Source organism: Vibrio sp. JCM 18905, from assembly GCF_055393305.1.
In genome coordinates this window covers 654,551-666,291 of record NZ_AP043880.1, presented here as the reverse complement: position 1 = coordinate 666,291, position 11,741 = coordinate 654,551, and the positions used below count along the sequence as shown (strand labels likewise).

14 protein-coding genes and 1 other RNA gene are annotated in these 11,741 nt (G+C 45.1%); 8 read left to right on the top strand and 7 right to left on the bottom strand.

Annotation, left to right across the window (positions count from 1 at the left end; all coding sequences use genetic code 11):
• Positions 1-22 precede the first annotated feature (22 nt).
• Positions 23-505, bottom strand: coding sequence for a protein YgfX (locus ACZ5ZC_RS19825; protein WP_464932213.1), 483 nt, complete (start codon positions 503-505; stop codon positions 23-25).
• Positions 453-713, bottom strand: a complete 261-nt coding sequence (locus ACZ5ZC_RS19820) for an FAD assembly factor SdhE (RefSeq protein ID WP_005393925.1) — start codon at positions 711-713, stop codon at positions 453-455. Before ACZ5ZC_RS19820 ends, ACZ5ZC_RS19825 begins: the two co-directional genes overlap by 53 nt.
• Positions 714-902: 189 nt before the next feature.
• Between ACZ5ZC_RS19820 and ygfZ the strand changes: the two genes are divergently transcribed.
• The 3 genes from ygfZ to ACZ5ZC_RS19805 all read left to right on the top strand — a co-directional run bounded on the left by ygfZ (position 903) and on the right by ACZ5ZC_RS19805 (position 3,183).
• Positions 903-1,871, top strand: a complete 969-nt coding sequence (gene ygfZ, locus ACZ5ZC_RS19815) for a tRNA-modifying protein YgfZ (RefSeq protein ID WP_170903473.1) — start codon at positions 903-905, stop codon at positions 1,869-1,871.
• Positions 1,864-2,337: an aminoacyl-tRNA deacylase gene (locus ACZ5ZC_RS19810; protein WP_031780369.1), complete on the top strand. Its 474-nt coding sequence runs from the start codon at positions 1,864-1,866 to the stop codon at positions 2,335-2,337. The genes ygfZ and ACZ5ZC_RS19810 overlap by 8 nt, the downstream gene beginning before the upstream one ends.
• Before the next feature lie 639 nt (positions 2,338-2,976).
• The gene (locus tag ACZ5ZC_RS19805; protein ID WP_005380970.1) at positions 2,977-3,183 is read left to right on the top strand and encodes a DUF1107 domain-containing protein; all 207 of its coding nucleotides are present in this window, start codon (positions 2,977-2,979) and stop codon (positions 3,181-3,183) included.
• Positions 3,184-3,248: 65 nt separating this feature from the next.
• On the opposite strand, the gene ACZ5ZC_RS19800 is transcribed toward ACZ5ZC_RS19805, so the two are convergent.
• From ACZ5ZC_RS19800 to ACZ5ZC_RS19790, 3 genes are read right to left on the bottom strand one after another with little or no spacing between them, the layout of a single operon-like run.
• Positions 3,249-4,457, bottom strand: a complete 1,209-nt coding sequence (locus ACZ5ZC_RS19800; protein WP_258460220.1) for an FAD-dependent 2-octaprenylphenol hydroxylase — start codon at positions 4,455-4,457, stop codon at positions 3,249-3,251.
• A gap of 31 nt (positions 4,458-4,488) precedes the next feature.
• Positions 4,489-5,667, bottom strand: a complete 1,179-nt coding sequence (ubiH, locus tag ACZ5ZC_RS19795) for a 2-octaprenyl-6-methoxyphenyl hydroxylase (RefSeq protein ID WP_047008827.1) — start codon at positions 5,665-5,667, stop codon at positions 4,489-4,491.
• 23 nt (positions 5,668-5,690) lie between these two features.
• Positions 5,691-6,269, bottom strand: coding sequence for a YecA/YgfB family protein (locus ACZ5ZC_RS19790; RefSeq protein WP_054868091.1), 579 nt, complete (start codon positions 6,267-6,269; stop codon positions 5,691-5,693).
• Between the two features lie 249 nt (positions 6,270-6,518).
• On the opposite strand from ACZ5ZC_RS19790, the gene ACZ5ZC_RS19785 reads away from it, so the two are divergent.
• From ACZ5ZC_RS19785 to serA, 5 genes are all read left to right on the top strand, one after another.
• Complete coding sequence (locus tag ACZ5ZC_RS19785; protein WP_005393932.1) at positions 6,519-6,827, top strand: cell division protein ZapA; 309 nt, start codon at positions 6,519-6,521, stop codon at positions 6,825-6,827.
• Positions 6,828-6,835: 8 nt separating this feature from the next.
• Positions 6,836-7,020: non-coding RNA, 6S RNA (ssrS, locus tag ACZ5ZC_RS19780), on the top strand.
• Positions 7,021-7,025: 5 nt separating this feature from the next.
• Entirely contained in the window at positions 7,026-7,625 is a 600-nt protein-coding gene (locus ACZ5ZC_RS19775; protein WP_258505862.1) for a 5-formyltetrahydrofolate cyclo-ligase, read from the top strand.
• A gap of 53 nt (positions 7,626-7,678) precedes the next feature.
• Positions 7,679-8,335: a ribose-5-phosphate isomerase RpiA gene (gene rpiA / locus ACZ5ZC_RS19770; RefSeq protein WP_005380982.1), complete on the top strand. Its 657-nt coding sequence runs from the start codon at positions 7,679-7,681 to the stop codon at positions 8,333-8,335.
• Positions 8,336-8,608: 273 nt separating this feature from the next.
• On the top strand, positions 8,609-9,841 hold the full coding sequence (gene serA / locus ACZ5ZC_RS19765) for a phosphoglycerate dehydrogenase (protein ID WP_005393937.1): 1,233 nt from the start codon (positions 8,609-8,611) through the stop codon (positions 9,839-9,841).
• 60 nt (positions 9,842-9,901) lie between these two features.
• Here the strand turns inward: serA and ACZ5ZC_RS19760 are convergent, their stop codons facing one another.
• On the bottom strand, positions 9,902-10,594 hold the full coding sequence (locus tag ACZ5ZC_RS19760) for an oxidative stress defense protein (protein ID WP_005393939.1): 693 nt from the start codon (positions 10,592-10,594) through the stop codon (positions 9,902-9,904).
• A 227-nt stretch (positions 10,595-10,821) separates the two neighbouring features.
• Positions 10,822-11,718, bottom strand: a complete 897-nt coding sequence (locus tag ACZ5ZC_RS19755) for a LysR family transcriptional regulator ArgP (protein ID WP_046875104.1) — start codon at positions 11,716-11,718, stop codon at positions 10,822-10,824.
• Positions 11,719-11,741 lie beyond the last annotated feature (23 nt).

The window sequence follows — 11,741 nt, the reverse complement described above, 5'->3', positions numbered from 1 at the left end:
TTCGACAAAATAAACTATTACATCAACAGGGAGCATTGGCTCCCTGTTTCATTTCCCACTGGCGTAATACCAAAGATAATTGACGGTAATGCTGATCGTCACAGCTATCACGCCAAATCGTGACGCTACGGCCAGACTGCAATCGAAATGTTATCTTGAATGGCAATGTCGATGTATCGATTCGTTGTAACTGATCCTTTTCAGACTCAAGAGCCGCCGAGCATTCACTATACTCAAGGGCCTCAAACCTAACCGAGCCATCGCAATGCACATACCAATACCCCTGATTTGTCGGTTTAACAAAGCCTTGGCTCAATAGTGCCTTAACAATCATTAATAACAAATAAATCGATAATACGAGAGGGATGCTAGAGAGGATAACGGCCCAAGTCATCAGTAAGAAAAGTATTACATTGAGAACTCGGGCAGTCAGAGAGGGAGAAGCGGTAAAATTAACGAACTTTGCTGAGGTTATGGGCGACAATTTTATCAACCATTGCAGCATGACCTAAGTTTTCGCTGCGGCCATGCCCCATTATCCAAGTAAACAGATCAGGATCATCGCATTCAAGTAAAGAAACAAAGTCACGCTGCTCTTGTTCACTCAGAGTATCAAAGCACTCTTCAAAAAACGGCATAATTACTACGTCAAGCTCAAGCATGCCTCGACGACAAGCCCATTTAATACGCGCTTTTTCTTCCGGAGTGTACATTCACTATTCCTTCATAGATGTCTTGTTGTTAGTGCGGAGTGTAACAAGGGATGTGCTACGTCACTAGTGTGCGGGTCACAATACGATAGTGAAAGCAGACAAATGTTGATTCGTAAATCGCTCCCCTAGTATCTCAAGGTTATTTGGGTATAACATAGCGGAAAAATATCTTCAAAAGGCATTGTAATTATGGAATGGCAAACTCGTTTTTCAGCACTACCTCTCTCAACTCAAGACGCACTTCCAGAGTTATCTATCTCGCTGCTGGACAATTTCGGCATGATCACCATGGTCGGTGACGATAAAAAATCATACTTACAAGGTCAGGTTACCTGCGATGTCGTTTCTTTAGAACAAGACCAATCAACATTAGGCGCACATTGTGATGCGAAAGGTAAAGTGTGGAGTGTGTTCCGCCTTTTCCATCACCATGATGGCTACGGCATGATCCAACCAAAATCGGCGATTGACGTAGAACTTAGCGAAATAAAAAAATACGCCATTTTCTCTAAAGTAACGATTGAAGCTTCTGATGAAGTTATCTTAGGTGTTGCCGGCGTCAAAGCCGATGAGCTTATTTCTTCAATGAGCAAAACGACTGGCAGCGTTCGCCCTGTTGAAGGCGGCACCGCGGTACAAGTTTCACAAAACCGCTGGCTACTGATATTAAGTGCGCCAGCTGCGCAACAAGTCGTTGAAAATACAGATGCTGCCCTTACGACAAATGAGCTTTGGAATCGTTTCGACATTGAAGCTGGTTTACCATTTGTCTCTGCATCCGCGCAGAATGCTCACATTCCACAAGCACTCAACGTGCAAGCTTTAGGAGGCATTAGCTTCACAAAGGGCTGCTACACAGGACAAGAAACGGTAGCACGAGCTAAGTATCGCGGTACAAATAAACGTGCGATGTACATCGTAAAAGGGGCAACTTCAGCTCCATTCAGTGACGAGCCAATTGAGCTCGAACGCAGCGTGGGTGAAAACTGGCGTTCAGTGGGTGCTTTATTAAACCACTACCAGTTCAGCGACAATCAAGCGATTGGCCTGATCGTACTGCCTAATAATCTCGATGAAGACACTCGTCTTCGTTTGGTTGCTCAACCAGAATGTGAATGGACAATCGAATCACTGCCTTACAGCCTTGATGATGAGTAATACAATCAATACTCCTTTGATGCAATTTCTCACAGACCAACACATTCCGTTTCGTCTGTTACCGCATCAAAGACCAGCAACCACTATTGAGGATGCCGCGCAACAACGCGGCATTCGCCCCTCTCAAATGGTAAAAGCGATCTTGCTACGAGACATGGGTAATCAATATGCACTCGCCTGTGCACCTGGTGATCGTAGTGTCGATCCCAAAAAAGTGCGCTCGTTACTGCAATGCCGCCGGATGACTTGCGTTGATCAAGCCGACGTTGAGGCCATCACGGGTTACAAAATTGGTACTGTCACTCCACTATTACTCAAACGACACATGCCGATCGTGTTCGATCCTAGCTTACTAGAAGAACAGGAAGTCACGATCAGCAGTGGCGATCGCATGGCTGGACTGGCGCTTTCTATCCAAGATCTTATCCAATTGTGTCAGCCGACCGTAGCTGAGATCTGTCGTTAATCGTCTAAAAATAATGTAATAGCACGTAGTGTTTCTATCATCACGTGATCTCGCTCATATCTATAAAAATAGACGAGAGAATTTTTAATCACATATAAAACATAAATAGTCACAAAGATAAAACTCGTATATGCTGAATTTGTTGGTTAAGTTTCAAACAAGCACTTAACCAACATAAAGTGAATCAGCTGACTGAATGACAGTATTCATACCGTCAGCTGTCCACTTTTGTGTAATGCATCTGTGACTATTCGCCCGCTGAAGCGGGCTTTTTTTTGTACGGAACTTTTTTCTCTTCCTCTTTCTCTAACGGTTAGGACGTAAAGTTTGTTCTGTTGGATACCACCTTAATAGAAACAATTAGCAAACAATCATTTTCGTTCTATTCTTAATTCTGTAACAAAACTATTGCTTAATGCGTCACGTAAAAAGGAGTGTATTGTCGTAAGGGTTCCTTGAACGGTGATTTTTTGGGGTAATCCTCACGCTATTTAAGAGATGACACTGTCAAATTGTCTAAGACAACACAAATCTCTGACGCAACACCCTACATCTGTATTTAATACTATGGCTGTCACAATAATTTTCGCGTCCAAAACGTAGAATACCTAGGCTAGGTTAGATAAAAGGAAAGTAAATATGAGACTGTTTAAGCGCTATACACCAAGTATGATTGCTAAACATATAAGTCGTCTTTTTAAAGGAAGAATTTATATTTACGGGGTCGGTAGATTCGAGTTTGATAACGGCAAGTTAATACTGCCGGAGAAAGCAGAGCAACGCCATTTCCGAGCGGTCAAAGAGATCAACCAAGAAATAATGAAACTCCGATGCGCATATGCTTAGCAAAACGTTGATAAAACAAAGGCTGGATTAACCAGCCTTTTGTGTATTTGAAGTTCGCTTTACACCTACTGACGTGCCAGATCCGGCAGATGACCTTTTAGACCAAGCGCACGCTTCATGATCTCATCTTTCGCTCCCGGCAGTTGACCCGCTAAACTCAAACCAATGCCACGAACCAGCTTCTTAGCAGGATTCTCTCCAGAGAACAGGTCTCGGAATCCTTGCATTGCAGCGATCATCTTTGCTGCTTCCGCTTTGCGCCAACGCTCATAACCTCTTAGATTGCGTTTGCTGCCAATATCTTGGCCTTGCTTCCATAGCGCTAACACCTCTTGAGCAAGGCTTGCTGCATCTAATAAACCTAAATTTACCCCCTGGCCCGCTAGTGGGTGAATGGTATGGGCTGCATCGCCAACCAACGCGACTCGCTCCACAACAAAATCTCGCGCATAACGCATTTTCAGAGGAAACGCGGCACGCTCTCCCACGACTTCACATAGACCAAGTCGTGTATCAAATTCGCTCGTCAACGCTTTGTTGAAATCATGCTCACTCATTGCCAATAGCTGCTCTGCACGATTTGGCTCAGTGGACCAAACAATAGAGCACATATCTGGTTGCGACATTGGCAAAAACGCCAATGGACCTTGAGGAGTAAAAATCTGTCGTGCAATGCTATTGTGCGGAGCAGCGGTTTTAACATTCGCGACCAGAGCATGATGTCCATAATCCCAATGCGTTAACGGAATATCCATTTGATGACGAAGCCACGAGTTTGCCCCATCGGCTCCGACCACTAACTTAGCCGTCATGGCTTGACCATTGTCGAGCGTCAACCAACTTTCTTGTTCGCCCACCGCTAAGGTCGCGCAACGTGCAGGCATAAACATAGTGACGTTATCGAGCTTTTGGACTTGTTCGAGCAGTGCGAGTTGAATCACTCGATTCTCAACAATATGCCCTAAATCAGGTTGTGCCATGCTTTGTGCATTGAACTCAATACTAGCGAAGCTATCTTGCTCCCACACTTCCATACCGTAGTATGGTGAAGCTCGGCGTTGCTCTATCCCCTGCCAAGCGCCAAGATTACGCAAGATCGTCTCACTAGAACGGCTCAACGCAGACACACGCACATCAGGTAACTCTTTCAACGACTCATCTGGCACCTTGCCTTCTATTACGGCGACACGCAGATCGCTGTCCTTGAACGCGGCAGCAAGTGCCAACCCAACCATCCCTCCGCCGATGATGGCGATATCTACACTTTGCATCATTGCTTTTTATTACCTAATTCAGTGCGGCCGTTCATCGTTTTACCAAACCAAGCGTATGGCGCAGTAGCGGCTGCTTAAAAATAGAAAGGTTATCCATCGCTGCTAAGGCTGTATTTCGCCCAATTCGCATCGCGGGTAAATCATTTGAAAAAATATGCACTAAGGCACTGGTTAGCCAGATCGTTTCGCTTCGATCTGCCTCTCTACGCTGACTAAAGCGCATCAAGCCTTGATAAAGACCAACATCATCACTTTGCTGCACGATTTCTTCTGCTAGCGAGACAACGTCGCGAATACCAAGATTAAAACCTTGTCCAGCTATCGGATGCAGCGTTTGCGCCGCATTCCCAACAATCGCAAAACGATGAGAGATATTTTGCTTTCGATGGCGAAGAAGCAATGGGTAACTCGCACGTCGTCCCACTTTTTTCATCGCGCCCAAACGCCAGCCAAAATCTTGTTGTAAACGTTGGAGAAATGCTTGGTCAGATAACTCAAGAACTGCTTGGGCTTCCTCAGGGTGCAGACACCAAACTAAGGACATTCTATTGTCACTCATTGGCAATAAAGCAACAGGGCCATTTTCAGTAAAACGTTCAAAGGCTCGACCTTGATGAGGTTCTTGAGTCACAATATTGGCAATGACAGCCACTTGTTCAAAATCTTGCTCAGAAAGCTCTAAACCAATTTTCTGACAACAAGTCGAAACAGCACCATCGGCTGCCACCAGCAGTTTTGCTTCAAGCTTCCCACCGCTTTTCAACGTAATATGGGTACAGTCTTGCTCGCGCTCGATATCGGTAACAGAGTCAGGGCAAAACAGCGTAATGGATGCGCTGCTATCTAATAATTCTTGATATACGCGACCAACATCGGCTAATTCGACAACATACCCTAGTGCTTCAACGCCAATCTCTTGCTTGGTAATTTCCGTCATCCCAGCATGAGAGCGGTCAGAAACGTGGATATGTTCAATGGGTGTGACAAACGGCTCTATCGAGGTCCAGAGCTGTAGTTGACGCAACAGATTGACAGTACCGTAAGACAATGCGATTGAGCGAGAGTCAAAACCAGGGTGCATATCTGACTGCGCTTTAAAAGGCTCAACGACGGCAATGCGGAGCTTTCCCTGGGACAAATGGTCAATCGCCAATGCTAACGTTGCCCCTGCCATGGCACCACCAGCAATGACTACATCATATTGCTTCATGCTAACCTCTGGACCATCTACGATTAATGAATAGTAGGCTTTTTATCGCTACTTTCAGGGCGAACACCAAACTCAGCATGAATCGTTAGTACGCAAGCTTTGATGTGTTCAATCACTTGTTCTAGCAATTGCGCTTGTTCACCGAGGTCATCATCTTCATCAATGCCTAATTTGGCAATCTCTTCTAGGTCAGCCAATGCTTCTTTAACGTCATCTGACGCTTTATTTAGCGCAACACCTGCTAGACCTAAACCAGAAATAAAGTGGTTTACGAAATCGGACACGCTGTCAGCCAACGCGAATAAGCCTTCTTCTCCCGGCTCATCTGGCAATAATAAAGACAGCTCCATCGACGTGCCCGTTAGTTCATTGACAGTAACAGTGAATACGCTTTGAGCAAAAGCTAGCGCGGTAGAAGGCCAACCCATACCATCATTGGTGTAGTCAAACAGAATAGGCTGCCAAGTTTGATCATTAATCGCCAATCCACCACTTAACATGCCGACAAATAAGCCATGTAATTCCGCAGGTGTTACTGCTAGGCTTGCAGATTGCAGTTCAGCAGCAATAGATTGGTATTCAGGAAGGGTGATTTCACTCATAACTTGGCTCATTCTTGCATAATAATGTATTGGTATATCCTACCATCAAGGTTAGTGGTCTGAAACGGCTATCAAATTCAATTTTGAACAGCATTTGCTCAATTTGCCCAATTCCTGTGTGATCTCGTCATCATTTCTCTTTCTGTGATGGGAAATGCTTGAATCTTAATAGCGGTTTTCCTATAGTTTGCTCCTCGGTGGTTGTATGAAGCAACACCTTAGATAGCGCGAATATAGAGTTTATTCATCATGAGCAATCAAGCGATCGACGTTGAAATATTAGGCAAAGTTACACGAGTGAATTGTCCGACAGGACAAGAAGAGTCTCTTGTTGCAGCGGCAAAAGATCTGGATCGCCGATTGAAAGAAATGAGCGAACGTACTAAGGTAACCAATGAAATCCAACTGCTGACCTTCGCTGCATTGAATATTTGTTATGAGTTGCACACCAAGTCATACGAATCAAACGGTCAACAGCAAGAAATTACTGAGCGAATGGAAAAGCTCACTGCGTCTCTTGAGAACGCACTAAGCAAAGTTACGCAAGGACAGCAGTAAATACAAAATTTACCCTGGGGTGTGCGTCAGCAGGATTTAAGTCCCTGAGCCGATAAGCAATACCTAAGGGTTAGTATTTGGTAACTATTGAGCAAGCTCGGCATGCACCGAGAAGCCTACGGTTATCATTGCTGATCCGCCTTGAACCAGCTGGTTCAAGGGCCACAATCCTCAACGGCACCCTGGGGTATTCTCTCTATGTCAGACCTCTCTCGACAAGACTTCCGCAAACTGATTCGTGAAAAGCGCAACGCATTGTGTAGCGATACGCAATTCCAAGCGGGGATCGACCTTGTCACTCAGTTCTCTCAACTTCCTGAAATCCAGCAAGCACAGCATATTGCTATTTATCTTTCTGCTGACGGTGAACTTGATACCAAGCCGCTCATTGAGTGGTTGTGGCAACAGGGAAAATCGGTTTATCTACCTGTCATCCATCCGTTTTCCAAAGGTCAGTTACTGTTTCTTCTGTACGTAAGTGATGACCAATTGGTCTACAACAAATACGGCATCTTAGAGCCCAAACTGGACATCCGCCACCTCAAGCCCGTTCGTCAACTTGATATCATTTGTACGCCTTTGGTTGGATTCGACAGCATCGGCCACCGCTTAGGCATGGGCGGAGGGTATTATGACCGTACCCTGTCTCATTGGTTTACAACCGGAGAAGGTGCCAAGCCTGTTGGTATCGCTCACGACTGCCAACATGTAGAACGCTTACCAATTGAAAGCTGGGACATTCCATTACCTAAGATCGTGACCCCAAGCCGAATATGGCAATGGGAAAGTGGCAAGTAAGCCGCTATAATCACGCCCGCAAACGTTAACGAACATCTATTCAGGAGATTGGCATGACTCAAGATGAAATGAAAAAAGCGGCTGGTTGGGCAGCACTAAAATATGTTGAGAAAGGCAGCATTGTCGGTGTTGGTACTGGCTCTACCGTGAATCACTTCATCGATGCACTAGGCACTATCAAAGACGATATTAAAGGTGCAGTGTCTAGCTCTGTCGCTTCAACTGAGCGCCTTAAAGAGCTTGGTATTGAAGTATACGAGTGTAACGACGTAATGAAGCTGGATGTGTATGTTGATGGCGCAGACGAAATTAACCCAGCACGTGAAATGATCAAAGGCGGCGGCGCGGCTCTGACTCGTGAGAAAATTGTCGCAGCAATCTCTGATAAGTTTGTATGTATTGTTGACGGCACCAAAGCAGTTGACGTACTAGGTCAGTTCCCACTACCTGTAGAAGTGATCCCAATGGCACGCTCTTACGTTGCGCGCGAATTAGTAAAACTGGGTGGTGACCCGGCTTACCGTGAAGGCGTTGTGACTGACAACGGCAACGTAATTTTGGATGTACACAACATGCAGATTACTAACCCGAAAGAAATGGAAGACAAGATCAACGGTATCGCGGGTGTGGTGACTGTGGGTCTTTTTGCTCACCGTGGTGCTGACGTCGTAATCACAGGCACACCAGAAGGCGCAAAAATTGAAGAATAAATAACAGCTCAAATCGACCTATCTGGTTCACTTTTCTGTTATTTCATTACATACGGTGCTGCAAGGCACCGTTTTTTATTCCTTTCTCTAAGAAAATTATCTCTTATTCCGTAATTTTCTTACCCAAAGCAATTTTTTTTTGTTACTTTATTGAACAGAAGACGCACAAGGAAACGTTTGTCCTCCTACAAAACTATCAATTATCCCCTTTTTAATAGTTTTGCCCAATGTGCGCCACATTAGCCCACCTTTCCATTTTAAGGACGAGAAAAAATGGCCAAAGTTTCACTGGAAAAAGAAAAGATTAAGATCCTCTTGTTAGAGGGACTACACCCTTCTTCAGTTGAAGTTCTTCAAGCAGCTGGTTATACCAACATTGAGTACCATAAAGGTTCCCTTCCGGAAGAAGAATTGATTGAAGCGGTTAAAGACGTGCACTTCATCGGTATTCGCTCCCGTACGAACCTATCCGAAGAGGTAATCAATGCGGCGAATAAACTGGTTGCAATTGGCTGTTTTTGTATCGGTACTAACCAAGTAAACCTAGACGCAGCAGCAAAACGCGGCATTCCTGTGTTTAATGCACCGTTCTCTAACACACGCAGTGTGGCTGAGCTAGTGCTTGGTCAAATCCTACTACTTCTGCGTGGCATTCCTGAAAAGAATGCGCTTGCACATCGCGGTATTTGGAAGAAAAGTGCTGACAACTCTTACGAAGCACGTGGCAAACGTCTTGGCATTATCGGATACGGCCACATTGGTACGCAGCTAGGTATTATTGCCGAAAACTTAGGTATGCGCGTTTACTACTACGACATCGAGAACAAATTGTCCCTTGGTAATGCGACGCAAGTACATACCATGAGTGAACTACTAAACAAGTGTGACGTAATTTCTCTGCACGTTCCTGAAACGCCAGAAACAAAAAATATGATGGGTGAAGCTGAGTTTGCTCGCATGAAGCCAGGCTCAATCTTTATTAATGCAGCACGCGGCACTGTCGTGGATATTCCAGCGCTTTGCCATAGTTTAGAAGCAGGTCATATTGCGGGCGCTGCGATTGATGTATTCCCAACAGAACCGAAAACGAATGCCGACCCGTTCGAATCTCCTTTGCAGAAGTTCGATAATGTCATTCTCACTCCACACGTTGGTGGTTCAACGCAAGAAGCACAAGAGAACATCGGTGTTGAAGTCGCAGGAAAACTGGCGAAGTACTCTGACAACGGCTCTACGCTTTCAAGCGTAAACTTCCCAGAGGTGTCACTGCCAGAGCACGGTGGTGAATGCTCTCGCTTGCTTCACATCCATAAAAACCGTCCTGGTATTCTTACTCAGATCAACACCATCTTCGCGGAAGACGGTATTAACATTGCTGCACAGTACCTACAAACAGCCGCTGAAATCGGCTACGTAGTGATCGATGTTGAAACCGAGCGCTCAGAAGAAGCGCTAGCGAAACTGAAAAGTATTGAAGGCACTATCCGTGCTCGTATCCTTCACTAATTTGTGAAGCAGAAATAACAAAGGCAGGGAATACCCTGCCTTTTCTTTTTGCACCCAGTATTACTTCAGCTTGTAAATCACGTCAACTTGATCGCGAATAATCATGGTAGAATCCTGGTAGCTGTTTGCCCCTTCTTTACTGTCCATCGCCATCGAGCGCATTAGAACTGGCTGAACGTGCATCTGTCTGTAATTGATCTGCCAGACATCACCCAATTTTTTCTCAAAGCCAGTAGCCAGTGACGCTGCTTTTTCTCGCGCATCTTGGATAGCCGCCATGCGTGCCTTTTGCTGATACTCAGCCTGGTTGCTTACCTTAAGTTGAATATTATCAACCTGATTAATCCCTGCTTCTAACGCCATATCTAGGTACTGGTTTAGGTTTTTTAGATCCGTAACCGTCACATCAATGCTACGAGAAGCGCGATAACCAACGAGCTCTGCTTTACCAGATTTAGGGTAGTGGTATTGAGGCGCAAGGTATAAATTCGAGCTGGTAACATTGTCTTTTGATAAGCCAGCATCGGACAGATTTTTCAGAAATTGCTCAACGGTTTTGTCAACTGACTGCTTGGCCTGTTCAGCAGTCATTGTCGTATCTACCACTTTCACAGAAAACGTCGCCATATCTGGTGTAGCAATAACTTCACCATAACCCGTCGTCGTTACGTGAGCAAATTCAGGCGAGTTCGCCAACACTGAAGCACTAGTAAGGCTGAGTGCAGAAGCCAGCAAAAATGAATACAGTCTCATTCAATAAATCCATCCATACAAAAATAAAGTACTTACTCTCAGCAGAAAGGCTCAAGATTCAAACAAAACTATCACTACTGAGAAAGTGTATGGTTTCATAATAGAAACTTCTGTCGATTATCCAAGCACTCAGAATGACTTCTAACACAACTTTGACTATGTAACATTGGCGTAATTTTTCAACGAAACACTCTATCGGCAATGAACCCATCGCTGCGACAATGAACTTATTGAGGTAAGTGTCGCTGAGCATACCCGACTATCGCGTGTGAGATTTCTTGTAGAACCCCCGTTTCCAGTTGCCAATGATGCCAATAAATCCGATGGGACATTAAAAAACCGGGAGTAACATCAACTAACGCGCCACGCTCTAGCTCGTCGGTAATTTGCAAACGAGGGATTAAGCAATAGGCTACACCAGCTAACGCCACTTTTAGAAACGCTTCAGAGCTGCTGATGTTATGGTGAATGACGCTATCAGGGCTGACATTGAAATGCTCGGTAAGAAAGGTTTTATGTAGGTCATCATATTGATCATACGAAACGGCCGGCGCCTTGGCCAAAGTCTGGTTATTAACGCCTTGAGCAAAGTAACGCTGATAAAACTCCGGGCTCGCGACACAAACGTAATCAACACGTCCCAAGTAATCCGCTCTACAGCCAGGTATCGGCTGGGATTCTAAGCTGATCGCCCCCGTCACTTCGCCACTTTTTAGCTTTTCGATGGAACGAGATTCACCATAGATAGTGAGTTTGAGTTCAACCTGACGCTGCTTCATGACATCTTGCAGTGCAGGCAGTAGCCAAGTAGCAAGGCTATCAGCATTGGTCGCCAAAGAGAGTTGTACAGGCCGAGTACTGGTATCATTCTTGAGTTCGGGCAGAATTTCATGCTCGAGTAAGCGCACTCGACGATAAAGGCCTAATAACTTTTTACCAATCGGCGTTGGCTTGGGTGGTTGACTACGAACCAAAACGGGTTGTGCAAGAAACTTCTCTAATTGTTTAATACGTTGAGAAATCGCTGATTGCGAGACAAATAAATGCTCAGCTGCACGCTCAAAGCTCCCCTGATAAACCACGGCATCTAATGCCTCAATCCATTTATAGTCCAACCCTCTCATCCTGCTCTTCCTCTCCTGATAAA

What these genes read in the sequence shown, in the direction of transcription:
- ACZ5ZC_RS19825 (WP_464932213.1), bottom strand. Translation starts at nt 505, where the DNA reads ATGCTGCAATGGTTGATAAAATTGTCGCCCATAACCTCAGCAAAGTTC.
- ACZ5ZC_RS19820 (WP_005393925.1), bottom strand. Translation starts at nt 713, where the DNA reads ATGTACACTCCGGAAGAAAAAGCGCGTATTAAATGGGCTTGTCGTCGA.
- ygfZ (WP_170903473.1), top strand. Translation starts at nt 903, where the DNA reads ATGGAATGGCAAACTCGTTTTTCAGCACTACCTCTCTCAACTCAAGAC.
- ACZ5ZC_RS19810 (WP_031780369.1), top strand. Translation starts at nt 1,864, where the DNA reads ATGAGTAATACAATCAATACTCCTTTGATGCAATTTCTCACAGACCAA.
- ACZ5ZC_RS19805 (WP_005380970.1), top strand. Translation starts at nt 2,977, where the DNA reads ATGAGACTGTTTAAGCGCTATACACCAAGTATGATTGCTAAACATATA.
- ACZ5ZC_RS19800 (WP_258460220.1), bottom strand. Translation starts at nt 4,457, where the DNA reads ATGATGCAAAGTGTAGATATCGCCATCATCGGCGGAGGGATGGTTGGG.
- ubiH (WP_047008827.1), bottom strand. Translation starts at nt 5,667, where the DNA reads ATGAAGCAATATGATGTAGTCATTGCTGGTGGTGCCATGGCAGGGGCA.
- ACZ5ZC_RS19790 (WP_054868091.1), bottom strand. Translation starts at nt 6,269, where the DNA reads ATGAGTGAAATCACCCTTCCTGAATACCAATCTATTGCTGCTGAACTG.
- ACZ5ZC_RS19785 (WP_005393932.1), top strand. Translation starts at nt 6,519, where the DNA reads ATGAGCAATCAAGCGATCGACGTTGAAATATTAGGCAAAGTTACACGA.
- ACZ5ZC_RS19775 (WP_258505862.1), top strand. Translation starts at nt 7,026, where the DNA reads ATGTCAGACCTCTCTCGACAAGACTTCCGCAAACTGATTCGTGAAAAG.
- rpiA (WP_005380982.1), top strand. Translation starts at nt 7,679, where the DNA reads ATGACTCAAGATGAAATGAAAAAAGCGGCTGGTTGGGCAGCACTAAAA.
- serA (WP_005393937.1), top strand. Translation starts at nt 8,609, where the DNA reads ATGGCCAAAGTTTCACTGGAAAAAGAAAAGATTAAGATCCTCTTGTTA.
- ACZ5ZC_RS19760 (WP_005393939.1), bottom strand. Translation starts at nt 10,594, where the DNA reads ATGAGACTGTATTCATTTTTGCTGGCTTCTGCACTCAGCCTTACTAGT.
- ACZ5ZC_RS19755 (WP_046875104.1), bottom strand. Translation starts at nt 11,718, where the DNA reads ATGAGAGGGTTGGACTATAAATGGATTGAGGCATTAGATGCCGTGGTT.